Origin of the sequence: Bacillus sp. FJAT-29790, from assembly GCF_019039215.1 — a bacterium.
Classification (GTDB): Bacteria; Bacillota; Bacilli; order Bacillales; family Cytobacillaceae; genus Cytobacillus.
This window is the reverse complement of sequence record NZ_JAHNZZ010000001.1, coordinates 2460293-2483066: the sequence shown is the minus strand read 5'-3', so window position 1 is coordinate 2483066 and position 22774 is coordinate 2460293. Positions and strand designations below refer to the sequence as shown.

At 39.1% G+C, this 22774-nt stretch carries 21 protein-coding genes and 1 other annotated feature; of the genes, 14 read left to right on the top strand and 7 right to left on the bottom strand.

The window, feature by feature from the left end; translation table 11 throughout:
- Positions 1-323 precede the first annotated feature (323 nt).
- Complete coding sequence (locus tag BGM26_RS11725) at positions 324-740, bottom strand: sigma-w pathway protein ysdB (RefSeq protein ID WP_217039994.1); 417 nt, start codon at positions 738-740, stop codon at positions 324-326.
- A 135-nt stretch (positions 741-875) separates the two neighbouring features.
- Here BGM26_RS11725 and BGM26_RS11720 point away from each other — a divergent pair, with 135 nt between their 5' ends.
- Positions 876-1367 carry a dUTP diphosphatase gene (locus tag BGM26_RS11720; RefSeq protein WP_217039993.1) on the top strand — a complete coding sequence of 164 codons (492 nt, stop codon included), beginning with the start codon at positions 876-878 and terminating at the stop codon, positions 1365-1367.
- Positions 1368-1546: 179 nt separating this feature from the next.
- On the opposite strand, the gene BGM26_RS11715 is transcribed toward BGM26_RS11720, so the two are convergent.
- The gene (locus tag BGM26_RS11715) at positions 1547-2746 is read right to left on the bottom strand and encodes an MFS transporter (RefSeq protein WP_217039992.1); all 1200 of its coding nucleotides are present in this window, start codon (positions 2744-2746) and stop codon (positions 1547-1549) included.
- Between the two features lie 344 nt (positions 2747-3090).
- Between BGM26_RS11715 and BGM26_RS11710 the strand changes: the two genes are divergently transcribed.
- Complete coding sequence (locus tag BGM26_RS11710; RefSeq protein ID WP_217039991.1) at positions 3091-4110, top strand: hypothetical protein; 1020 nt, start codon at positions 3091-3093, stop codon at positions 4108-4110.
- Positions 4111-4231: 121 nt separating this feature from the next.
- Here the strand turns inward: BGM26_RS11710 and BGM26_RS11705 are convergent, their stop codons facing one another.
- Complete coding sequence (locus tag BGM26_RS11705) at positions 4232-4948, bottom strand: 3-ketoacyl-ACP reductase (RefSeq protein ID WP_217039990.1); 717 nt, start codon at positions 4946-4948, stop codon at positions 4232-4234.
- Positions 4949-5387: 439 nt separating this feature from the next.
- Between BGM26_RS11705 and BGM26_RS11700 the strand changes: the two genes are divergently transcribed.
- From BGM26_RS11700 to BGM26_RS11690, 3 genes are all read left to right on the top strand, one after another.
- Positions 5388-7172 carry a sensor histidine kinase gene (locus BGM26_RS11700; protein WP_217039989.1) on the top strand — a complete coding sequence of 595 codons (1785 nt, stop codon included), beginning with the start codon at positions 5388-5390 and terminating at the stop codon, positions 7170-7172.
- Positions 7147-7884: a LytR/AlgR family response regulator transcription factor gene (locus BGM26_RS11695; protein ID WP_217039988.1), complete on the top strand. Its 738-nt coding sequence runs from the start codon at positions 7147-7149 to the stop codon at positions 7882-7884. Before BGM26_RS11700 ends, BGM26_RS11695 begins: the two co-directional genes overlap by 26 nt.
- A gap of 151 nt (positions 7885-8035) precedes the next feature.
- The gene (locus tag BGM26_RS11690; RefSeq protein WP_217039987.1) at positions 8036-9841 is read left to right on the top strand and encodes a carbon starvation CstA family protein; all 1806 of its coding nucleotides are present in this window, start codon (positions 8036-8038) and stop codon (positions 9839-9841) included.
- Positions 9842-9889: 48 nt separating this feature from the next.
- Here the strand turns inward: BGM26_RS11690 and BGM26_RS11685 are convergent, their stop codons facing one another.
- Entirely contained in the window at positions 9890-10165 is a 276-nt protein-coding gene (locus BGM26_RS11685) for a CC/Se motif family (seleno)protein (protein ID WP_217039986.1), read from the bottom strand.
- A 569-nt stretch (positions 10166-10734) separates the two neighbouring features.
- On the opposite strand from BGM26_RS11685, the gene BGM26_RS11680 reads away from it, so the two are divergent.
- Positions 10735-11343, top strand: a complete 609-nt coding sequence (locus BGM26_RS11680; RefSeq protein WP_217039985.1) for an SAM-dependent methyltransferase — start codon at positions 10735-10737, stop codon at positions 11341-11343.
- 116 nt (positions 11344-11459) lie between these two features.
- Here BGM26_RS11680 and BGM26_RS21540 read toward each other — a convergent pair whose 3' ends face one another.
- Both BGM26_RS21540 and BGM26_RS21535 read right to left on the bottom strand, forming a co-directional pair.
- Positions 11460-11831 (bottom strand): DUF6155 family protein, encoded by a 372-nt coding sequence (locus tag BGM26_RS21540; RefSeq protein WP_367949337.1) that lies wholly within the window; start codon positions 11829-11831, stop codon positions 11460-11462.
- Complete coding sequence (locus BGM26_RS21535; RefSeq protein WP_254119244.1) at positions 11783-12004, bottom strand: hypothetical protein; 222 nt, start codon at positions 12002-12004, stop codon at positions 11783-11785. The genes BGM26_RS21540 and BGM26_RS21535 overlap by 49 nt, the downstream gene beginning before the upstream one ends.
- A gap of 79 nt (positions 12005-12083) precedes the next feature.
- On the opposite strand from BGM26_RS21535, the gene BGM26_RS11670 reads away from it, so the two are divergent.
- From BGM26_RS11670 to BGM26_RS11650, 5 genes are all read left to right on the top strand, one after another.
- Positions 12084-14354, top strand: a complete 2271-nt coding sequence (locus tag BGM26_RS11670) for a TOTE conflict system archaeo-eukaryotic primase domain-containing protein (RefSeq protein ID WP_217039984.1) — start codon at positions 12084-12086, stop codon at positions 14352-14354.
- Between the two features lie 231 nt (positions 14355-14585).
- Positions 14586-14852 (top strand): hypothetical protein, encoded by a 267-nt coding sequence (locus BGM26_RS11665; RefSeq protein WP_217039983.1) that lies wholly within the window; start codon positions 14586-14588, stop codon positions 14850-14852.
- Between the two features lie 86 nt (positions 14853-14938).
- Positions 14939-15133 (top strand): hypothetical protein, encoded by a 195-nt coding sequence (locus BGM26_RS11660; protein WP_254119242.1) that lies wholly within the window; start codon positions 14939-14941, stop codon positions 15131-15133.
- Positions 15134-15305: 172 nt separating this feature from the next.
- Entirely contained in the window at positions 15306-15812 is a 507-nt protein-coding gene (locus tag BGM26_RS11655) for a ferritin (protein WP_217039982.1), read from the top strand.
- A 128-nt stretch (positions 15813-15940) separates the two neighbouring features.
- On the top strand, positions 15941-17026 hold the full coding sequence (locus BGM26_RS11650; RefSeq protein ID WP_217039981.1) for a M42 family metallopeptidase: 1086 nt from the start codon (positions 15941-15943) through the stop codon (positions 17024-17026).
- Between the two features lie 491 nt (positions 17027-17517).
- Here BGM26_RS11650 and sspI read toward each other — a convergent pair whose 3' ends face one another.
- Positions 17518-17724, bottom strand: a complete 207-nt coding sequence (gene sspI / locus BGM26_RS11645) for a small acid-soluble spore protein SspI (protein ID WP_217039980.1) — start codon at positions 17722-17724, stop codon at positions 17518-17520.
- 117 nt (positions 17725-17841) lie between these two features.
- Here sspI and BGM26_RS11640 point away from each other — a divergent pair, with 117 nt between their 5' ends.
- The 3 genes from BGM26_RS11640 to pheT all read left to right on the top strand — a co-directional run bounded on the left by BGM26_RS11640 (position 17842) and on the right by pheT (position 22733).
- Complete coding sequence (locus BGM26_RS11640; RefSeq protein ID WP_217039979.1) at positions 17842-18588, top strand: TrmH family RNA methyltransferase; 747 nt, start codon at positions 17842-17844, stop codon at positions 18586-18588.
- A gap of 313 nt (positions 18589-18901) precedes the next feature.
- Positions 18902-19194, top strand: a binding site (T-box leader).
- Between the two features lie 63 nt (positions 19195-19257).
- Positions 19258-20295 carry a phenylalanine--tRNA ligase subunit alpha gene (pheS, locus tag BGM26_RS11635; protein WP_217039978.1) on the top strand — a complete coding sequence of 346 codons (1038 nt, stop codon included), beginning with the start codon at positions 19258-19260 and terminating at the stop codon, positions 20293-20295.
- Positions 20296-20318: 23 nt separating this feature from the next.
- Positions 20319-22733 carry a phenylalanine--tRNA ligase subunit beta gene (gene pheT / locus BGM26_RS11630; protein ID WP_217039977.1) on the top strand — a complete coding sequence of 805 codons (2415 nt, stop codon included), beginning with the start codon at positions 20319-20321 and terminating at the stop codon, positions 22731-22733.
- The last annotated feature ends 41 nt before the right edge of the window (positions 22734-22774 follow it).

Sequence of the window (22774 nt, the reverse complement as noted above, 5' to 3'; positions counted from 1 at the left end):
CATTTACCGAGAAGAGAAAAAAGAGTGTCGCATGGTAAATGCAAGAGCCTTTCATTTACCGAAAAGAGAAAAAAGAGTGTCACATGGTAAATGCAAGATCGCTGATATAGAGGAAATAAAAGTTTATTCTAAAAAGAAAGTAATTTCCCAATCAAACAAATGTACTTTAAAATGACTAAGAGCTTAGGGAAATTCCTAAGCTCTTTTGTATGTGAATTATACTGCGAATTCATTTGTTATTTATTTGCGATTTACTATAAGAAACGGTATGTTTTATATTATTTTGCACGTCAAAAGAAACTGTTAGGATATCCGAAAGTTTTTTAATTAGGTTCATTAAATGGGGTTTCAGGCGATTGGTTCTTCTGCATAAACTCTTTAATCGGACTTTTCCAATCAATTCTAGCATTTGGATAATTTTCGTTTATCTTTCTTTCGATGAATTGTAAATCCTCCCGAACCATTCCCTTTAGGGCGGCAGTGCTTCGGGGCCAGATAAAGATGGAGATGACCTCAAAAGCATTTTCCGTTGTTCCTAAATATTTCTCGCCTTCAAATAAAACACCTTTATAGGTTATTAGGAAATTCTTACGGACATTGTCCTGATCATCTAAAAAATAATACCTTTTCTGTTCGTGGGCAAGTTCAAGCTTCCGCTTCGGATTTAACAAGTATTTTACAACGCTGTAAATGAGAAAGAAAATGAGTGCAAATAACAGCAAGCGCAGCAGCCACATCATAACAAGCCCTCCAATGTTTTTTCCTTTACATACGAATAACTAACAAAAAAGTTTCATCTTTTTCTTAATTTGCTATAATTTTTTTATACGCTTTCACAAAAGTATTATTAAAAAGATTAACTAGGACGGTGGAAAATGAATTATCGAAAATTATTTGACATGCAAACGGGTCTTGACCAGCACATAGAAACGAAGCATCAATTGCAAGCGGAAGATCTATTTGATCGCAAGGTGCTGGCACTTCTAGTTGAATTGGGGGAGCTCGCGAATGAAACAAGATGCTTCAAGTTTTGGAGCCTGAAGCCATCCTCACCAAAGGAAACTGTTTTGGAAGAGTTTGTAGACGGGGTTCATTTTATATTGTCCTTAGGGATTGAGTGCGGCTTTGATCAGGAGAACAACTACTCAGTAGATCTTCTTAAAAAAGAATCTGCAACTGAGCAGTTTTTATTTGTTTTTGAACAAATCAGCAAATTCAGGACAAGCCGGTCAATGGAAGATTATAAGAAGCTTTTTCAAGCCTATTTAGACCTAGGAGAGTTATTAGGATTTAATGCTGAAGAAACGGAAAAGGCTTATATGGATAAGAATGAAGTGAATTATCAGAGACAGCAGGATGGGTATTAGAAGAATTAATAAGAAGTGTGACATAGAGCCTTTTCGTCTTGAAAGGCTTTTTTAATTCGATTAGATAATAAATACTTAAATCTTAAAGAGTTGTTTTACGTTAGCTCAACGAGATACTAGAAGTATCAATGTTTAGCCGCCGATTAATTAAAGGATCTTCCAGAGGAAAATCCTTTAAATTAATGGGTTGATTCAACATAATCGACATGCTTAACATGTTTATAATTGAACCAGATAAATAGGACCGAAATAAATACAAACACAGCACCAATGAAGAATGGCAGATTTGGGTTGTAAACCTCAGCCAGTTTACCAGCCATAAACGGTGCCACGGCTCCTCCTAGGAAGCGCAGGAAGCTGTATGCTGCAGACGCCGTAGAGCGTTCGACAGGAGCGGCATTCATTACAGCTGTCGTAATTAACGTATTATTATTCCCTAATAATGCACCAGCTAGAATTACAGCAGCAATAACTACCCACTGCGTCGACGTCCAGATCCCCATCACTACCAGTAGTAGAGCGAATAAACTTAGCATAATACACATGGATTTAATTGTACCCAACCATTGTTGGAGCTTTGGAGCCATGAAAACAGATGTTATGGCAAGTAAAATGCCCCAGCCAAGGAATACAAAGCCCAACCCATGCTCGTCTAATCCCATTACGAAAGGTGCGTAAGCCAACAAGGTGAAGAAACCAAAGTTGTAAAGGCCAGCTGCGATACCGAATACTAAGAGAGAACGGTGCTTTAAGGCACGAAACGGATCTAGTAAAGATGTTTTTGATTTTACAGCATGGGTATTGGTTTTTGGCATTAATGTAGAAAGTCCAATAAAAGCAATAACCATTAACGTGGCAACCCCAAGAAACGGACCTCTCCATGAAATAGCTCCCAACCAGCCACCAAGCAGTGGCCCTACTGAAATTCCAAGTCCGATCGCTGCCTCATACAAAATGATAGCTTTCGCGGTTCCACTATTCGAAAGGGATACGATAGCGGCTAAAGCTGTAGCAACGAATAGAGCATTTCCTAGGCCCCAACCTCCTCTAAGACCAACGAGAGTCCATATATCGTTTGAAAGGCCTCCGAGTGCTGAAAACAAAGCAATAATAACTATACCAGTAAGTAATGTCCACTTGATGCCAATCCTTGACGAAACTGTACCGGTAATGAGCATAGCCACCGCCATAACCGCATTATAGCTAGTGAAAAGTAAGGTGACTTGACTAGGCGTGGCGTTTAATTTGTTCGCAATTGCAGGCAAAATCGGATCAACTAGACCTAATCCCATGAAGGCAATGATACTTGCGAAAAAGACTGCCCATACTGCCTTTGGTTGTGCAAGAAGACTTCCCTCTTTTTGAGTTTTTGATGTCATATTTTTACTCCTATTCTAGATTTGCAATTTTGTAATGCATACCAATATACCCTATGATATCTCCGTCGCCCACATAAGCGATGATCCTGATCCTTCTAACATGCTCCCCTTTGAGAATGCATTTGTTACTCTGAATTTTCCCCATTTAATCAAGATTTATTTACTCTTATCTTTCAAAAAGGCACGCATTCTACTAAATAGAAGGAAATTGACAAACGATTGTGGAAGGATATTATGATCCATATTTATCTTTCGATTTTGGTAAGTGCCTGGCACCTCGTCAGAGTGTTAAATTCAAGATTAGGTAAACATGAATTAATTTGGTACCAAAAGGGGGAGGAAAAATGACAATAAAATTTCAGAAAAAAGCGGAATGGTTTAGGTTTAACGATAGTCAGGGAAATTTGATCGAACGGAAAACGGAAGTGCGCTTTGATCCGCTAACAGGGGAATCGTCACGTCTTATTTTCGATCCGGGGCTGGTGCTTACACCGCCAGATTATACAGAGGTAGCTGAACAAAATGGAGGAGCTAAATGTCCGTTCTGTTCGGAAAATTTATTAAAGATGACACCCGTTTTTCAAAAAGAAATTACCGAACAAGGACGAATTTTTCAAGGAGAAGCGGTTGTATTTCCAAATCTATTCCCATATAGCAAGCATAACGGAGTTGTAATCTTCTCCGGCCAACATTATATTCGTTTGAAGGAATTTACGCCAACAATCATGAAAGATACGTTTATTGCAGCGCAGAATTATATTCAAAAAGTAATTGTATCTGATAATGAGGTACGCTATGCATCTATTAATTGGAACCATCTTCCATATTCAGGTGGCAGTGTCCTTCATCCACATTTGCACGTAATTGTATCGGAATCTCCAACAAACTATCAAGCGCTTATTAATGAAAAGGCAAACGCTTATGAGAGTGAGAATGAATACTTTACTTCTCTTTATGAAACAGAAAAATCACTTGGTGAAAGATGGATTGGTGAACAGGGAAATGTTGCTTGGATGCATGCTTACGCCCCTAAAGGCCATAATGATTTCATTGCCGTTTTCCCCGGGAAAAACACGATTCATGACATTGAAGAACAAGATTGGGAGGATTTTGCGGCAGGGCTGCAGGCCATTTTCTCCACCCTAACAGAGCAGGGTTTTGCAAGCTTCAACATGGCGTTACATGTTTCAATAGATGCGGCATCGAAGCAGTCTATTCATGCTCGTCTCATTCCACGTTTTACTGTTGGAATGCTTGACACAAGCGATATGAACTTTTCCCAAGCTCTACATCAAGAGCCACTTACATATAAAGTGCCGGAGGAAGTAGCAGCGAAAGCACGCGTACATTTTCAAAAAATATAGCAACTTAAAACAATTCGATTTGAAGAACGACAATATGTTAAACGAGTAAGATATTAATTTGTGCATCTACCATTAAATAATGAAAAGCTTTCCGGAAAATTCGGAAGGCTTTTCATATGAATTAAGGATTCGTCGACCATAATCCTGCTGATTTTACGAGGATGCGCGGGTGCAGTTTTAACTGTGCAACCATTACTTCTGCTAAATCTTCCGGCTGCATTACTTTCTCAGGATTGCCATCCGTAAGATTTTCTTGGAAAGCTAAATCTGTCGCAACCGTACTTGGCGTCAATGCACTGACACGGATGTTATGCTTTCTCACTTCTAGCATGAGCGATTCAGTAAGTCCTAAAACGCCAAATTTTGAAGCGCTGTATGCGCTTGTTACCGGTGCGCCTTTTTGTCCAGCAGTAGATGAAATATTGATGATGTCCCCTGAATTTCTCTCAATCATGTCCGGCAGAACAGCTCTTGTGACATAATAAACACCCATCAAGTTCACATCGATAATATTTTTGAATTCTTCAGGAGAGAGGTCGAGGAACTTACCAAATTTTCCGATACCCGCATTGTTGATAAGGATATCAATTGGGCCGAGTTCTGATTTGATATGTTCGACAGCCACCATGACAGACTCGTTTTCCGACACATCAGCGACAGCCGCTGTAACATTTACTCCGTACCCTTCAAGTTCTTTTGCTACGTTCTCAAGATTTTCGAATGTTCTTCCGATAAGCCCTACATTGATGCCTTCTTTAGCAAAAGCGATCGCTGTTGCCCGTCCGATCCCTCTGCCTGCCCCAGTAATTAAAGCGTTCTTCCCTTGTAAATTTTGCATTCTATATACTCCTTTATAAGTTAATTATGTAAAATATAGTATTAAATATTTAGTATAACATTTTCAGAATGAGTATCCTAAATTATAGACCTATGGATAGAACTGGCCGAGGTATTCTTCTGCTGTACTAAATTTTTATCCCGTGCGAGGCACTCCACTCTATTTTTTTCCGTAGGGAATTATCTAGTTAGAAGAATTGAGTGTGTCTTGATGGAGTATCAATATTATAATAAAATTTGATAACCCACCCCTGTGATAAATTAAATACAGTATCCAGTAAAGTATGTTCTGGTAGTATATGTAATATTATTTGAAGCCCAAAAAGTTAACCTCTTTAATAGCGGTTGTATGGTAAAATTGTAGCATACACTGGAGAGTCCAACACTGTGTCCGTACCGTAACGAACGTTTTGGATGATGTAAATAAAGGGTGAGTGATAATGTTTAATTTGGCGCCATTAATGCTTGAAAAAGTCGGAATCATCGTAATTGTCGCTTTTTTATTATCTCAAATTAGATCATTTCGTCAAATTGTTCAAAATGAGCACAACATAATTGAGAAAATCATGCTTATTTTGCTTTTTGGCATATTCGGAATAATTAGTAATTATACAGGAATAGAAATTCATCAAAATACAATCAATAAAGCGGGGTGGCTTTCAAGCATTGATCCTGAAAGTGCGCTAGCGAATACGAGAGTGATGGGGATTGTCATCGGCGGCTTGCTTGGCGGTCCAATGGTAGGCGCAGGAGCTGGTCTAATTGCAGGAGTCCACCGTTATACATTGGGTGGCTTTACGGCTTTTTCTTGTTCAATTTCTACTATTATTGCTGGAATTATTGCTGGATATTTAGGAAGGAGACGAAAATTAAAAGGGAAAAATATTTCAGCTTTCTATGCGGTTATAATTGGAATGTCATTGGAAGCCTTACAAATGCTGATCATTCTCGTGACAGCAAAGCCGTTTGAACATGCTTGGGCTCTCGTACAGGTGATTGGCTTTCCAATGATTTTTGTCAATGGGTTTGGAACATTGCTGTTCATGTTCATTATCAAATCAATCATGCATGAAGAGGTGCGTGCACGTGCAAACCAAACGAATCTTGCCTTTCAAATTGCCGATCAAACGCTGCCTTTCTTTCGCCAAGGCTTAAATACGCATTCATGTAAAGAAATATCGGAAATCATGCTAAAGCTGACACATGCCGATGCGGTCTCAATAACAAATGACCATCAAGTCTTAGCTCATGTTGGCATCGCTTCAGATCACCATATTCCTAAGGAAAAGCTTGCTACTGGATTAACTAGAAAAGTGCTGGAAAGCGGTAAAATTGCAATTGTAAAAACAAAGGAAGATATTTTTTGCAGTCATCGTATTTGTCCATTAGAAGCAGCGATTGTCCTCCCTTTAAAAGTAAAAAATGAAATTGTTGGGACTTTGAAAATGTATTATAATCAGCCTGAAAAGCTAGATAAAGTACAGGAGCAATTAGCAGAAGGACTTGCTAATTTATTTTCTACTCAACTAGAGCTTGCAGAAGCTGAACACCAGACGAAATTGTTGAAGGAAGCAGAAATAAAAGCTTTGCATGCACAAATTCATCCGCACTTTTTATTTAATAGCATTAATACCATCTCCGTTCTATGCCGAACAGATGTAAATAAAGCCCGAAAATTGCTTTTAGACTTAAGCTCATTTTTCCGTGGAAATCTACAAGCGGCTAGGCAGATACTTATTCCTTTAGAGAAAGAATTGGAGAATGTAAGGTCCTATATCTCATTGGAACAGACTCGTTTTCCAAATAAGTACGGCATGGATTTTCAAATCGAATCAGATCTTGAAAAAGTACTAATTCCACCGTTTACCTTGCAGCCATTGGTAGAAAATGCAATTCATTACGGCTTTCCGCGGAGCAAAACCAAAGGGGAAATCACCATCCGGATTTTTTCCGAAAACAATCAATTGAAAATTATTGTAGCAGATAACGGAAAAGGCATTCCTAAAGACAGGATAAAAGTGCTCGGTAATCAAATTGTACATTCAGAAAAAGGAAATGGGACAGCCCTCTTTAATATAAGCGAGCGTCTAAAAGGGATTTATAACGGTCTAGCTAGCATAACGATAAAAAGTCAAGTTGGTATTGGATCAACCATTACGATTTCCATTCCGCTCGACAGTAAAGGAGTTTATGAACGCGATGTTAAGAGCCTATATAGTGGATGATGAACCATTGGCAAGGGATGAATTAAAATATCTGCTTATTCGAAGCAAAAGAGTGAAAATCTTAGGTGAAAGTGATTGTCTCGAGGATGCTGTAGCAGATATTTCAGAACTAAGGCCTGATCTTGTTTTTCTCGATATTGAACTTGGTGAGGATAATGGATTAAGCTTAGCTAAACAATTAGAAGCCCTTGATCAAACACTAGCTATTGTCTTTGCAACTGCATATGACGAATATGCTCTACAGGCGTTTGAATTAAATGCAGTTGATTATATTTTAAAGCCCTATGATGAAAATCGCATTCAAAAAACATTAGAAAAAATTAAGAAAATGCAGAAAATCGGGAATCAGAATGTTCCTACCCACTCCCCTTTGAAAAATGATCGAAATGGAAAAATCGCAGTCATTGTCGATGAAAGAATTATTTTATTAACATACGCTGACATCATTTATTTAGAATCTAGTGAAGGTAAGTGTACAATCAAAACGATTGAACAAGAATACAAAATAAGTGAGGCACTTGTCGCCTTGGAGAAAAAGTTAAATAAAGACCAATTTCTCCGTGTTCACCGCAGTTTCATTGTGAACGTAGATCACATCGATGAAATAGAGCCTTGGTTTAACTCTACATATAATTTAATCATGAAGGACAGCTCCAAAGTTCCAGTCAGCCGAACCTATGTAAAGGAATTGAAGCAGCTCTTAGATTTCTGATTTTTTAAATAAACAGAATCTTTGTAATTCAACTGCAAATTCATGTAATCCATCTCCCTATTTATGTGCTTTATCCTGAAAATGAAATTAAAGCAATTTTGTTTTGTATGATAAATGGAGTATATATGTGAACTAAAGGGGGAATGGGAAAATGAATGCAGTTTCAATCGTTATTGGTGCTATTTGCATACTCTTAATTGCTTATCGTTTATATGGGACATTTGTGGCGGCAAAGGTTTTGAAACTTAATGATTCAAAGCCAACTCCAGCTCATAAATTAGAAGATGGGCAAGATTATGTACCCACGAATAAATGGGTTTCATTTGGTCATCATTTTGCGGCGATTGCTGCAGCGGGTCCGTTAGTTGGACCGATCTTAGCAGCCCAATTCGGTTATTTACCAGGATTACTTTGGCTCCTAATTGGTGCTGTCATCGGCGGAGCTGTTCACGACATGGTTGTTCTCTTCGCCTCTATGAGAAGAGATGGAAAATCTTTATCGGAGATAGCAAAAGAAGAACTCGGCCCTGTTGCAGGATTTTGTACAGGCTTAGCAATGTTATTTATCATTACGATTACTATGGCAGGTCTTTCCTTAGTTGTCCTAAGTGCATTAGAAAGAAACCCATGGGGAACATTCGCTGTTGCTATTACTATTCCGATTGCTATGGGGGTTGGATTGTATCATAAGAAGACAGGCAACTTAAAATTTGCGACGATTGTTGGTTTCGGTTTAATTATGCTAGCTGTCTTTTTGGGACCAAACATTCAAGGTACAGCTTTAGGTGATTTCTTAACACTTGAAAAAAGTACTCTTGCTCTTGCACTACCAATTTATGCATTCTTTGCTGCTGCGTTACCTGTCTGGTTTTTGCTGGCACCGCGAGATTATTTAAGTACTTTTATGAAAATCGGGGTATTTGTCGCATTAATACTTGGGGTATTCTATGTGAACCCAGCTGTTCAATTCCCGGCATTTACAGAATTTATTAATGGCGGTGGTCCTATTATTGCGGGTCCTGTTTGGCCATTCGTTTCCATTACGATTGCTTGTGGAGCGATTTCAGGCTTTCACGCATTCGTTGGTTCCGGTACAACGCCGAAGATGATTAATCGTTGGAGCGATGTGAAAGGTGTAGCTTTCGGATCCATGCTTGTTGAATGTTTAGTTGCAGTCATGGCGTTAATTGCAGCTGTATCTTTACAACCGGGAGATTATTTTGCCATCAATTCAACACCTGAGAAATATGCAACACTAGGAATGGAAACTGTTCATCTAAACCAGCTTAGCGAAGAAATTGGAATGGACCTGGAAGGGAGAACGGGCGGGGCTGTTACTCTTGCTGTAGGGATGACATACATCTTCACGGAAATTCCAATTTTCTCGAAAATGGCATCCTTCTTTTACCAATTTGTAATCCTATTTGAAGCAGTCTTTATCTTAACAGCCATTGATGCAGGAACACGGGTTGCCCGCTATCTTATCCAAGATTTCGGTGGGGAATTTATTAAACCATTAAAGCGTACAGATTCATTGCCTGCGAATGTGATTGCCAGTGCTTTAGCTTGCTTATTCTGGGGTTATCTTCTTTATTCCGGCGATATCAGTTCTGTCTGGGCATTATTTGGAGTTTCCAATCAATTAATGGCTTCGATCGGTCTAATCATTGGTGCGACGGTAGTCCTCAAGATTGCTGAAAAGCGTTGGTATATGCTGACATGTTTAGTCCCTCTTACTTATCTTTATGTAACTGTTAATGTAGCAGGATACTGGATGGTAAAGAACGTCTATTTAAATGCAGAAAGTGCAGGTTTCAATGTTTTAAATGGTGTACTCTCCATCATCATGCTTATCCTTGGATTCGTCATTCTTGTTACCTCCATTAATAAGTGGATTAAGCTATCAAAAATACCACAAGCTGAACTAGTAGAACAATCAGAAAGAGAAATTGCCTAAAAAACAGCACTCATTCATATGAATGAGTGCTGTTTTTTTTCTTCTATATTAATATAGCTTTGCTGAAATCGTTTTAAAGAAGCCAATACCTGATAATTTTAGTGTAAGTTTTTCCTTGCCTCTAATCTGTTTTTGTATATATATTGATAGATTATCGACGATAAACTCATTATAGTGATTTAAGCTCTTCGGTTTTCCAGGTACAGCAACTATCTCCTGAACCCCTGGTGCACAGCAACCCTTTACTTCGATTGTTTTCACGGTTAGTTGTTTGCCTTTAGACTCGATCCACTTTTTTGATTCACCATCTATTTCAATCTTCATACACCATCCGCTCCTTTAATTAATCTATTAACCAAAGGCTGTTTTCGCATATATTGTTGTTTTGGCCTTCAAAGTTTGCCCGTTGATTTTCACTGCGGGCGCTTGCTTTCCGTGGGAGGGGACGGGAGCCTCCTCGGCGTTACCGCCTGTGGGGTCTCCCGCTTCCCTCTATTCCCGCAGGACACTGAATTTACATCCTTGAATTTGCCCACGCACGAAGGAAATGCGATAGCATTTTCGAGGAATCAAGTGCCCTCCGCTCCAATCAACTCAGATTATTAAATAAAATTCTCATTATACAAGCAACAAACATTACGAAAATAGCCTAAGTATATAATAATGCATAATTCTAAATATTCAATTAAGACTACTTAAATAACTAGTGCATTCTTAAAGGTATGTTCTTTGTATTTTAGCAATTAAAAAATATGTAAAATCTGCCCTGCTTAGCAGTCATGTATTATATATCCTCTATTGTTATGCTCAGACTTAAGAAATACTTTAATTCTTATAGAAAAATCGATATCATTATAGTCAAATTTCAATTTTCATTGAACAGGGGCAAAATAATGAAAGAACAGTACTATGATGAATTGCTAAACATTAAAACAAGTGGAGACCAAAAGGGATTCAACAAATCTATGCACTATCATCGCTATGAGCCGACACCATATAGTTCACTAGAACAATTATTTAATAAATATGAATTGAAAAGCAGTGATCGGATCGTTGACTTTGGGTGTGGTAAAGGGCGGTTAAATTTCTATATCAATTATTTATTTAATGCCACTGTTATAGGGGTAGAAATGAACGAAATTTTCTATCGAGAAGCAATTGAAAATAGAAGTAATTATTTGAAGAAAACGAAGAAAAGGATAGATAAAATCCAGTTTCATTGTTGCCTTGCAGAAGAGTACCAGATTAATCCATTAGACAATCGCTTTTATTTTTTCAATCCGTTTTCCTTACAAATTTTTATAAAGATCATAAACAATATCTTACTCTCGGTGGAAAAATTAAAGCGGGAAATTGAACTGGTTCTATATTATGGATCAGAGGATTATATCTATTTTTTAGAAAACCATACTTCCTTTGAATTGAAAGAGGAGGTCAAATTGCCAGGGTTGTATGAACATAATCATTTTGAGAGATTTTTAATATACCGCTTGGCATATTGAAGGAAATTCGGGGTCTTTCCGTCGCTGTGTTAAAGTGGTGGGCTGAATCCCTATTTCAGTTTTCAAGAAAGGCTGAAAGGAAAGAGGAAAGTCTCTCAGCCATATTGGGTTTTTCCTCATTCTTCCTGTTCCCTATTATGCCCCATAGAGCTGTACAAATAAGAAAGTTGGTCATGAAATCCCCAGCCCATGATATCTGTATCTATCACAACTTGTTCTAATCTGTTTGCAAAAACTTGATAGTACTCCTCCTCTTCATCACAAATATTTGTTACCTTTTCATACATCGTTTCCATACTGATATAAAAGTTTTCGTTTATATCGCCGTAAGAAGATGTAAATTCTACACCTTGTTCGACGTAATAAAGCATAAGATCCGTTGTCCTTAAGTCATCTCTTGTAAGTTTTTTGAAGTCGGAAATGGCTTTTTTTGCTTCATTTAAACGTAACTTACCAAATCCTTTTTCAGGGAAAAATTCATTTTTGATTTTTTCTTTGCATCGTTAAACAATTCGACGGTTGCCGTTTCGCCAAGAAATCGGACGGATAAATATGACTGCACGTCTTTACTTTTCTTGTAAAGATCGGCAACGAGTTGAATAAGTTCCTTTTGATCATAGTCTTTTAACTGCTTTTTTAATTCAGATACTTTAAGTTTCATCTTTGGCATCTTCTCATGATTTTCTCTCAATCTAATTGGATATAATAGTATTATACATAATTTAGACTGAGGGATTGATATGGAAGAACAATTCGAACAGCTCCGAAAGGAAAACCATTATCTAAAACAATTGTTAATGAAGATGATGCATAACCAAAGTACGATTCACTCTAGTAAAATAGTAACTAAAAAGTCTCCTTTAGAAGAGAAGATATATCTTTTTAAAAATTTATTTAAAGGCCGGCCAGACGTCTATGCAAAGCGCTGGGAATCTGAAAATGGCGGTAATGGATACATCCCTGCATGTGCACTAGAATGGCAAAAGCCTCTTTGCCAAAAACCACATATAAAATGCAGTCAATGTCAGCATCGTAAGCTGCTACCTCTGACAGATCGAGTGCTTAAAGAACATATGAATAGTGAAATAACAATCGGGATTTATCCATTGCTACGAGATGATACATGCACGTTTTTGGCTGTTGATTTTGATAAGAAGCAATGGCAGCAAGATGTTTTAGCTTTCTCGGAAACTTGTAAGAGCTTTAAAGTTCCTTATCATATTGAACGATCTAGGTCGGGAAACGGGGCACACGTGTGGATTTTCTTCTCTTCATCCGTTTTAGCAGCGACCGCAAGAAAACTAGGAACGTTCCTTTTAAGAAAAACAAAAGAACAGAATGATGGATTTCACTTGGAATCTTTTGATCGTATGTTTCCTAACCAGGATACTATGACAAAAGGAGGTTTTGGAAATCTCATTGCTTTACCACTTCAAAAGGTGCCGGGACAAAACGGAAATAGTTTATTTGTTGATGAAAGTTTTATACCTTATCCGGATCAATGGCTGTATTTATCAACGGTTTGTAAAATATCGGAAGAAGATATTCGAGCTATTATTCGAAGTGAAGTGGATGACCATGTAGTGCATCCGGGGAAGATTAGAATTGAACTGAAAAATGGAATTTATATTAAGAAGACTGGGATTCCTTCACCTCTGTTATCGCAGATAGGCAATATTGCATCATTTAATAATCCGGAGTTTTACAAAGCGCAAACAGGAAGATTTTCTACACATGGAATTCCGAGAATAATCCAGTGCACAAATAATGAACAGAACGATTTGGTTCTGCCGCGGGGGTGTTTGGAGGAGTTGATAGATTTGCTTAAGAAAGAATCTATAAAAGTAGATATTGTTGACCAAACTTATGAAGGCGAAAACATAAATGTAGGTTTTTGCGGGACATTAAGTTCGCAACAAGCTGAGGTCGTGGACACAATGTTAAAAGAAGCTCAGGGTACGCTTTCTGCAACAACAGGTTTTGGTAAAACGGTTGTTGCTACTGCTGTCATTGCTGAGCGAAAGGTAAATACACTTATCATTGTGCATCGTACTCAATTAATGAAGCAATGGATCGAACGGCTGGCAACATTTCTAAATGTATCTCCAAATGAGATTGGACAAATAGGCGGAGGGAAAAATAAAATAACTGGCAAAGTGGATGTCGCAACAATCCAAAGTTTAAATTACGGAGGTCAATTGAAATCCTTCATCACCCAATATGGACAAATAATTGTAGATGAGTGCCATATAATTTCAGCGATAACTTTTGAAAATGTATTAAAACAAATTCGTCCTAAATATGTATTGGGACTGACAGCTACGCCTAAACGGAAAGATGGGATGCATCCAATTATCACAATGCAATGCGGACCAATCCGCTTTAAAATCAATGCAAAATCACAAGCGAAAATTCGCCCGTTTGGCCATCGATTAATTCCAAGGAAGACCAATTTTAATACGAAGAAAACTGAGTTTCATGAGATCTATGCGGAATTGGCATCTGATTCGTCGCGGAATCTTCAAATATTTGATGATGTTCTAAAGTCATTGGAAGAAGGGCGGTCCCCAATTATTTTAACCGAGCGGCTTGAACACCTGGAAATATTGAAAAATCAATTCAATAGATTTGCCAAAAATATTATTGTGTTAGCTGGAAACATGAAGAAAAAAGATCAGAAGAAAGAGCTTGAGAGGTTATCTACAATTCCAAGTAATGAGGAAAGACTTATTATCGCTACTGGTAAATTCATAGGTGCAGGCTTTGACGATGCTCGGCTCGATACACTATTTTTAACGATGCCGATCTCATGGAAGGGCACCTTGCAGCAATACGTAGGTCGCCTTCGTCGTCACTATGACAGCAAGCAAGTAGTTCAAGTGTATGATTTTGTTGATGAAAAAGTCCCTGTATTAAAAACGATGTACGAAAAACGCGTTGCTGGTTATAACTCGATGGGATATGTGATTGGTGACGGAGAGCAAGTGTCTGAGCAAATGAGATTGTTTTAATTCAATTGGCATGAAGGAAACCTTAGAGCCTACCTCGTTTTCCATAGAATTTTTAACATCCCGCTTTCAGTTGGAAAAATTATAACGAGATATAGGACTAGTTTTAAATTATGGATCGGAAGATTTTATTGATTTTATAATGGTATCAATTTTATTTAGATACACTTTTTAGGTAATCATTTTGTATGGTATTATTAAGACATTAGTTATCTTAATAATGGTGGTGATTGCATGGGGGAAATTCATTCTACAGAAGAACTCATGAAATACATTTCGAGTATGGACCGTGAAAACTCTGTCTGCCAATTTTTTATTCCTGGAAAGGGTAGATTCACTCTTGTTCTGCAAGAAGAAGACCAACAATCTATCCATTCTGATGTTAAAGCTAATCCAGAGCTTAAGCGGATGATTAAGGAGAGCCAAGAGCAGTATAAGCAAGGATTAGGTATGTCCACAACAGAGCTATTACAATCGTTATCCAAAAAGGACTTTGAATAATAAATACTCGAAACATCATTTGGCTTCCGAGTGTTAGAAATAAATTAATCAATTTTCGAAGTGTCCGATATACTCCAGAGGAAACATTGGACTATATTTCCCAATTTATCTTGGAAACAGAGGATTTATTAAAAACGAATGTTGTTGGAAGAATGTATACAGAGGAATTGGGGACATATAAAGGAATGTCTCGTGTTGTCGTTAAAAAGTTTAGAATTTATTTTAAACAAATCCATAATGATATAGTTATCGTTGCCATTATGTTTCCGGGTGAAAAATAATCATATAAAAAGCCTGTATGAGTAATAAAAACTTTGCTCATGCAGGCTTTTTCGTTATACACCCCATTTATACATAAGCTGAACCAAGCCCATTTTAGTCTGATGTAGGTAGGTATTTGCTTATCACTTACCGGTATAGGATATACTACTTAAAAAAATAGGAGGGATTAAGATGTTAAGCGAAAAACTAATCAAAGGCTTAAATGACCAAATGAATTACGAGTTTTACTCCGCACATGCTTATTTAGCGATGGCTGCTTATTGTTCAGCGGAGAATTTGGATGGTTTTGCTAACTTCTTTCTTGTGCAAGCGGAAGAAGAACGTTTCCATGCAATGAAGTTCTATAATTTTATTAATGACATGGGAGAAAGGGCATCAATCGAAGGTTTCCATGCTCCGAATAACGATTTTGCTTCTATGTTAGATGTGTTTGAAAAAGGGTTGATCCAGGAGAAAGAAGTGACACGCCGCATTTATGATCTCGCTGACATCGCCCTAGACGAGCGGGAGCATGCCACGATGACGTTTTTAAAATGGTTTATTGAAGAGCAAGTGGAGGAAGAAGCTCTGTTTGACGGCCTAATTCAAAAGCTAAAAAGAATCGACAAAGACAGCAACGCATTCTTTATGCTAGAAAATGAACTTGGACAGCGGACGTTTACAGCGGAGGGGGAGTAGATTTTTCTATTTAAAATAGTGAATTAATATAAAAGGAAACAGCGGGTTATGAACAGATTTTTTTTGCACATTAGATACTTGCTTTTGTATAATGGAAATGAATACATATTATTAAGGGAGTCGAAATAATGACGAATTTAGATGCAACATTAACGATGCTGAAGGAATTAACGGATGCGAAAGGAATTCCTGGCAATGAGCGTGAACCGCGTGAAGTCATGAAAAAATACATAGCCCCTTATGCAGATGAAGTGACAACAGACGGCCTTGGAAGCTTAATTGCGAAAAAGGTTGGTAAAGAGGGCGGTCCGAAAATAATGGTTGCCGGCCACCTTGATGAAGTAGGTTTCATGATTACAAGCATTGACGAGAAAGGATTCCTTCGTTTCCAAACCGTTGGCGGCTGGTGGTCTCAAGTGATGCTTGCTCAGCGTGTGACGATTGTGACAAGAAAAGGGGATGTAACGGGCGTAATCGGTTCAAAGCCTCCACACATTCTTTCTCCAGAAGCTCGCAAAAAACCGGTAGAGATTAAGGATATGTTTATTGATATCGGGGCTTCAAGCCAAGAAGAAGTGAAGGAATGGGGCGTTAGACCGGGTGACATGGTTGTTCCATACTTCGAATTTACGGTCATGAATAATGAAAAAATGCTGCTTGCGAAAGCATGGGATAACCGCATTGGCTGTGGGATTGCGATTGACGTATTAAAAGAATTAAAGGATGCTGACCATCCAAACATTGTTTATGGAGTTGGTACAGTACAAGAAGAAGTTGGGCTTCGTGGTGCAAGGACATCGGCACAAAAAATTGAACCGGATATTGCTTTCGGTGTCGATGTAGGGATTGCAGGGGATACACCGGGAATTTCTGAAAAAGAAGCTTTAGGTAAAATGGGTAAAGGCCCACAAATCATTCTTTATGACGCGTCCATGGTTTCACACAAAGGATTGCGTGACTTTGTAACAGATACTGCTGACGAGTTAAATATCCCTTACCAATTTGATGCGATGGCTGGCGGCGGTACGGATTCGGGAGCTATCCATGTCACTCATAATGGGGTTCCAGCACTTTCAATTACGATTGCAACTCGGTACATTCATTCACACGCAGCCATGCTTCATCGCGATGACTACGAAAATGCTGTGAAGCTGATTGCAGAAGTAATTAAACGCCTTGATAAGGAAACAGTTGAGAAAATTACATTTGAATAATGTTTTTTGAAATACTCCGGCGACCCCGGAGTATTCTTATAAGATGGAAAAAGGGTTATTAAAACCAAACATGATATTTCTCTAATAGAGCAGTTCTATAAGCCCCTGAACATGATTTTTCACTATCAGTGGTCCAATAGAGCGGTTCTATAAGCCCCAGAACATGGATTTTTTCCAGTAGCGGTCCAATAGAGCAGTTCTATAAGCCCCAGAACATGATTTTTCACTATCAGTGGTCCAATAGAGCGGTTCTATAAGCCCCAGAACATGGATTTTCTCCAGTAGCGGTCCAATAGAGCAGTTCTATAAGCCCCTGAACATGATTTTTCACCACCAATGGTCCAATAGAGCGGTTTTATTGGCCAGTGAACATGATATTTCACCACCAGCGGTCCAATAGAGCTGCCGCATTGTCCAGCAGTATAATCTAACAAAATTATTTTGATAGTAGGCCCATAAAAAAAGCGGCAAAGAGCCGCTCAACTTTGTACTTATTTTAACCCACTCTCCAATGTATGAAGCATTTCTTGCTTATCTTGCTCAGAGGAATTTTTCCAAATGACTTCAAATAAAACGCCTAATCCAGGAAGCATTTTTTCTTCCCCGTTCTGAATGGCATCAACGATTGTATCCTTCAGCTCGTCCTGTGAATTACCTGAGACATTGTGTATGATAGCGTTACGCAAGTTTAAGTTCATTTAACGCACTCCTTTCAAAAATTCATTTCATTATTATGTTTTCTATTTTTGGATTTATTATGTATTTTAAATGGGCTATAATAAGAAAATTGGAGTAAAAATAAAGGAGTGACAGTGTTGAAGTATATTCACTCTGCAAGTAATCCTCAAGTCAAGCAATGGAAAAAGCTTTTGACAAAAAAGGAACGGGATAAAACGGGTACATATATTGTTGAAGGCTTTCATCTTGTTGAAGAAGCACTTTCGAGTAATCAAATAGTAGAAATCATTGTAAGTGAAGATACTGGCCTGCCTCATGGGTGGGATTATGGGTCTATCCCTGTTACAATGGTAACGAATGAAATTATTCAAAGCTTGTCAGATACAGAAACGCCACAAGGAGTGTTGGCTGTTTGCAAGCAATCACAACATACCACAACTGAAGGTAAAAGCTATTTATTAATCGACGCTGTTCAGGACCCAGGTAATTTAGGTACAATGATCAGAACAGCGGATGCGGCTGGGATCGATGCTGTCATCGTTGGTGAAGGAAGCGTGGATATTTACAATCCGAAAGTCCTGCGCTCCGCACAAGGAAGCCATTTCCATCTGCCTGTTTTAAGGGGAAACTTGTTTGAATGGGTAACCAAGCTTAAAATAGAAAATATCCCGGTATACGGAACAGCTTTAGAAAATGCAAAAGAGTATACGGAGATCCAAAATTCAGATGCATTCGCATTAATCGTCGGCAATGAAGGAAGCGGCGTTAGTAAAAACTTACTAGAAGCAACAACTGCTAATCTTTATATCCCGATTTTCGGAAAAAGTGAATCATTAAATGTCGCAGTCGCATCCGGAATTCTGCTGTATTATTTACGATCGTGAATAATATGCATCGTTTTTTAGGGCTATTTTCGTAAAGTTTGTTGCTTTTATAATGCGATTTTTATTTAATAATCTGAGTTGATTGGAGCGGAGGGCACTTGACTCCAGCGGGAGATAGAGGGAACGGGAGACCCCACAGGCGGTAACGCCGAGGAGGCTCCCGTCCCTCCCCGCGGAAAGCAAGTGCCCGTAGCGGAAATCAACGGGCAAACTTTGTAGGCTAAAACAACAATATATGCGAAAACAGCTTTTTTTTAATGAAACAATTTGAAACAATGTGCAGAATATACTATAATAACAGCAAATTATATGAAATAAAACAATGACGGAGAAAAGTAATTTGCAGGGAACTTTTCAGGGAGAAAACGCCTAGACTGAGAGCATTTTCAAGGGATTGCAAAAGAACATTCACCTCCAGAGTTGGCATCGGGACCATTAGAATGGCAATAAAAGCTTGGTTTTGTAACATGTCCAGCTTCCGCTTTTCTATGTAAAGATGTACCGGCAGTCGCCGTTATCTGAATGAAGTGAACACATGAAGGTTGTTTAATTGCCCGCATGTGTTAAAAAGGGTGGTACCGCGAAATCCAAAACCTCGTCCCTTTATTGGGAGAGGTTTTTTATTTTGGAAAAAAAGCTGAATTACAGGAATTAAAGGAGGATATTAAGATGCAAGAGCGTTTAAAGGAATTGCAAACTGAAGCGTTAGAAAAAATCAGCCAGACAGCTGATTTAAAAGAATTGAACGACATCCGCGTCTCATACTTAGGAAAAAAAGGGCCAATTACGGAAGTGCTCAAAGGGATGGGGAAACTATCTGCTGAAGAACGCCCGAAAATGGGGTCACTGGCGAATGAAGTTAGGGATGCCATAACAGCGGCGATCGAAGAAAAGCAGAAACATCTAGAAGAAGCTGCTGTAAACGCAAAGCTTGCGCTTGAGAAAATTGATGTCACGCTTCCAGGCCGTCCGGTTAAAGAAGGAAACCATCATCCACTGACTCGTATCATTGAAGAAATTGAAGATTTATTCATCGGAATGGGCTATACAATCGCTGAAGGACCTGAGGTGGAAAAAGATTATTATAACTTCGAAGCGTTAAATCTTCCGAAAGGTCACCCTGCCCGTGATATGCAGGATTCTTTCTATATTACAGAAGAGATTCTTCTCCGTACGCACACATCACCAGTACAGGCAAGAACAATGGAAAAGCATAAAGGGAAAGGTCCAGTAAAAATCATTTGCCCTGGAAAAGTGTATCGCCGGGATAATGACGATGCCACACACTCCCATCAATTTATGCAAATTGAAGGACTTGTGATTGACGAAAACATCCGCATGACCGACCTAAAAGGAACGCTTCAAGTATTTGCGAAGAAAATGTTTGGAGAAGACAGGGAAATTCGTCTCCGTCCAAGCTTCTTCCCATTCACTGAGCCATCTGTCGAGATGGATATTTCTTGCAAAATTTGCGGCGGAAAAGGTTGTAGCGTGTGTAAAGGAACAGGCTGGATCGAAATTCTTGGTGCTGGGATGGTTCATCCGAATGTTCTAGAATTGGCCGGATTCGATTCCAAGAAGTACACAGGTTTTGCCTTCGGAATGGGGCCTGAGCGAATTGCTATGTTGAAATACGGCGTAGATGATATCCGTCATTTCTATACAAATGATGTACGTTTCTTAAAACAATTTTCAATCCATGAATAAGAGAAGGAAGAGGAGGACATTACATGTACGTTTCATATAAATGGCTGCAGGATTATGTCGATCTATCAGGTGTAACCCCTGTAGAATTAGCAGAAAAAATTACGAAGAGCGGTATTGAAGTAGAAGGCGTAGACGTTTTGAATGAAGGAATCCGCGGTGTCGTTGTTGGGCATGTCCTAGAAAGAGAGCAGCATCCAAATGCGGATAAATTAAACAAGTGCTTAGTAGACATTGGTGAGGGAGAACCGGTTCAAATCATTTGCGGGGCAGCAAATGTTGATAAAGGCCAAAAAGTTGCAGTTGCCACAGTGGGGGCAGTGCTTCCGGGTAATTTTAAAATTAAACGGGCGAAGCTGCGCGGCGAAGAATCGAATGGCATGATTTGCTCCCTTCAAGAGCTTGGAATTGAAAGCAAGCTTGTTGCGAAGGAATATTCTGAAGGAATTTATGTTTTCCATCAAGGTGCAGAAGTAGGAACAGACGCGATCGAGCTTTTACATCGAGACGACCAAGTTCTTGAGCTTGGTTTAACACCGAACCGCGCTGATTGCCTAAGTATGCTCGGAGTTGCTTATGAGGTGTCGGCGATTTTAGGAAGAGAAGTTAAGCTTCCAACAACAGACCATGAGGAATCCGCGGAAAAAGCTTCTGACTATATTCAAGTAGTTGTCGAAGCGCAAGAAGATAATCCACTATACGTGGCAAAAGTAATCAAAAATGTGCAAATCAGTCCATCACCACTTTGGATGCAAGGGAGATTGATGGCTGCTGGTATTCGCCCGCATAATAATGTGGTCGATATTACGAACTATATTCTCCTTGAATACGGCCAGCCGCTCCACGCTTTTGATTATGACCGACTTGGTTCAAAACAAATCCTCGTTCGCCGTGCGAAAGATGGTGAAGTCATCGAAACGCTTGATGATGCAAAACGGACATTAACATCCGATCACCTTCTGATTACAAACGGCCAAGAGCCGGTTGCTCTTGCAGGCGTAATGGGCGGAGCAAATTCAGAGGTTCAATCTGACACGAAAACAGTACTCTTAGAATCAGCTTATTTTACAGGAGCAACGGTTAGAAAAGCTTCGAAGGATCACGGATTAAGAAGTGAAGCAAGCGCACGTTTTGAAAAAGGTGTGGATCCGAACAGAACAAGAGCAGCTGCAGAAAGAGCGGCACAATTACTTGCGAAATATGCAGGCGGAGACGTGTTAGAAGGATCTGTTGAAGCGGATACACTTAAAGTTGAACCAGCAGTCGTTTCAGTGACATTGGAAAAAATAAACCGTGTACTAGGAACAGAAATGGTGATGACAGACGTTGAAGATATCTTCGCCCGTCTCCAATTTGAAACAAGTACTGACAACGATACAATCACTGTAACCGCACCAACGCGTCGCGGAGACATCGTGATTGAAGAAGATTTAATTGAAGAGGTTGGCCGCCTCTATGGTTACGATAACTTGGCATCGACCCTTCCAATCGGTTCATCAACACCAGGTCATCTTACAGCGTATCAAAGTAAACGGAGAATGGTCCGCCGCTATCTAGAAGGTTCAGGCTTATATCAGGCAGTTACTTATTCACTGACTAATGAAGCAAAGGCAACACAATATGCCCTTGAAAACCGGGAACCAGTACAGCTTGCGATGCCAATGAGTGAGGATCGCAGCATTCTGCGGTTGAGCATCGTTCCTCAGCTTTTAGAAGTGTTAAAATATAACGCAGCCCGCCAAAATGACAGTCTTGCTGTATATGAGACAGGTGCTGTATTCTTGTCCAATGGAACGGATGAATTGCCAGAAGAACGTGAACATCTTGCTGGTGCAATCACAGGCTTATGGCAAAGCCATCCATGGCAAGGTGAGAAAAAGCCAGTTGATTTCTTCGTTTTAAAAGGAATCCTTGAAGGCTTATTTGAAAAGCTTGGACTTGAAGATGCCGTAGAGTTCCGCCAGTCAGAAAAAGCCGGCATGCATCCAGGAAGAACGGCTGAAATCTACTTGTCTGGAACATCTGTTGGGTTCATCGGCCAAACACACCCGACAGTAGAAAAAGAACTTGATTTAAAAGAAACATATGTATTTGAATTATCGTTGAAAGCCATTTTAGAAGCGGAAGTATCACCTTTACACTATGAAGCAATCCCGCGTTTCCCATCGATTACAAGGGATATTGCACTTGTTGTGGATAAGGAAAAAGCCGCTGGCGATCTCGAGAACATCATTAAAGAGGCAGGCGGAGCTTTATTAAAAGAAGTCCATGTCTTTGACCTATATGAAGGTGAACGCATGGAACCTGGCATGAAGTCGATCGCATTCTCATTAAAATATTTTGATCCAGAACGTACATTAACAGATGAGGATGTCGTGAAAGCACACGATAAAGTATTGAATGCTGTGAAGGAAAAGGCAGGAGCAGTATTAAGAGGCTGATCATCAAAAACATGAAATAGCAAAGAGAAGGGCCTTGGTTA

Bases quoted from the DNA above. Each gene is read 5' to 3' on its own strand.
- BGM26_RS11725 (WP_217039994.1), bottom strand. From the start codon at position 740: ATGATGTGGCTGCTGCGCTTGCTGTTATTTGCACTCATTTTCTTTCTC.
- BGM26_RS11720 (WP_217039993.1), top strand. From the start codon at position 876: ATGAATTATCGAAAATTATTTGACATGCAAACGGGTCTTGACCAGCAC.
- BGM26_RS11715 (WP_217039992.1), bottom strand. From the start codon at position 2,746: ATGACATCAAAAACTCAAAAAGAGGGAAGTCTTCTTGCACAACCAAAG.
- BGM26_RS11710 (WP_217039991.1), top strand. From the start codon at position 3,091: ATGACAATAAAATTTCAGAAAAAAGCGGAATGGTTTAGGTTTAACGAT.
- BGM26_RS11705 (WP_217039990.1), bottom strand. From the start codon at position 4,948: ATGCAAAATTTACAAGGGAAGAACGCTTTAATTACTGGGGCAGGCAGA.
- BGM26_RS11700 (WP_217039989.1), top strand. From the start codon at position 5,388: ATGTTTAATTTGGCGCCATTAATGCTTGAAAAAGTCGGAATCATCGTA.
- BGM26_RS11695 (WP_217039988.1), top strand. From the start codon at position 7,147: ATGTTAAGAGCCTATATAGTGGATGATGAACCATTGGCAAGGGATGAA.
- BGM26_RS11690 (WP_217039987.1), top strand. From the start codon at position 8,036: ATGAATGCAGTTTCAATCGTTATTGGTGCTATTTGCATACTCTTAATT.
- BGM26_RS11685 (WP_217039986.1), bottom strand. From the start codon at position 10,165: ATGAAGATTGAAATAGATGGTGAATCAAAAAAGTGGATCGAGTCTAAA.
- BGM26_RS11680 (WP_217039985.1), top strand. From the start codon at position 10,735: ATGAAAGAACAGTACTATGATGAATTGCTAAACATTAAAACAAGTGGA.
- BGM26_RS21535 (WP_254119244.1), bottom strand. From the start codon at position 12,004: ATGAAACTTAAAGTATCTGAATTAAAAAAGCAGTTAAAAGACTATGAT.
- BGM26_RS11670 (WP_217039984.1), top strand. From the start codon at position 12,084: ATGGAAGAACAATTCGAACAGCTCCGAAAGGAAAACCATTATCTAAAA.
- BGM26_RS11665 (WP_217039983.1), top strand. From the start codon at position 14,586: ATGGGGGAAATTCATTCTACAGAAGAACTCATGAAATACATTTCGAGT.
- BGM26_RS11655 (WP_217039982.1), top strand. From the start codon at position 15,306: ATGTTAAGCGAAAAACTAATCAAAGGCTTAAATGACCAAATGAATTAC.
- BGM26_RS11650 (WP_217039981.1), top strand. From the start codon at position 15,941: ATGACGAATTTAGATGCAACATTAACGATGCTGAAGGAATTAACGGAT.
- sspI (WP_217039980.1), bottom strand. From the start codon at position 17,724: ATGAACTTAAACTTGCGTAACGCTATCATACACAATGTCTCAGGTAAT.
- pheS (WP_217039978.1), top strand. From the start codon at position 19,258: ATGCAAGAGCGTTTAAAGGAATTGCAAACTGAAGCGTTAGAAAAAATC.
- pheT (WP_217039977.1), top strand. From the start codon at position 20,319: ATGTACGTTTCATATAAATGGCTGCAGGATTATGTCGATCTATCAGGT.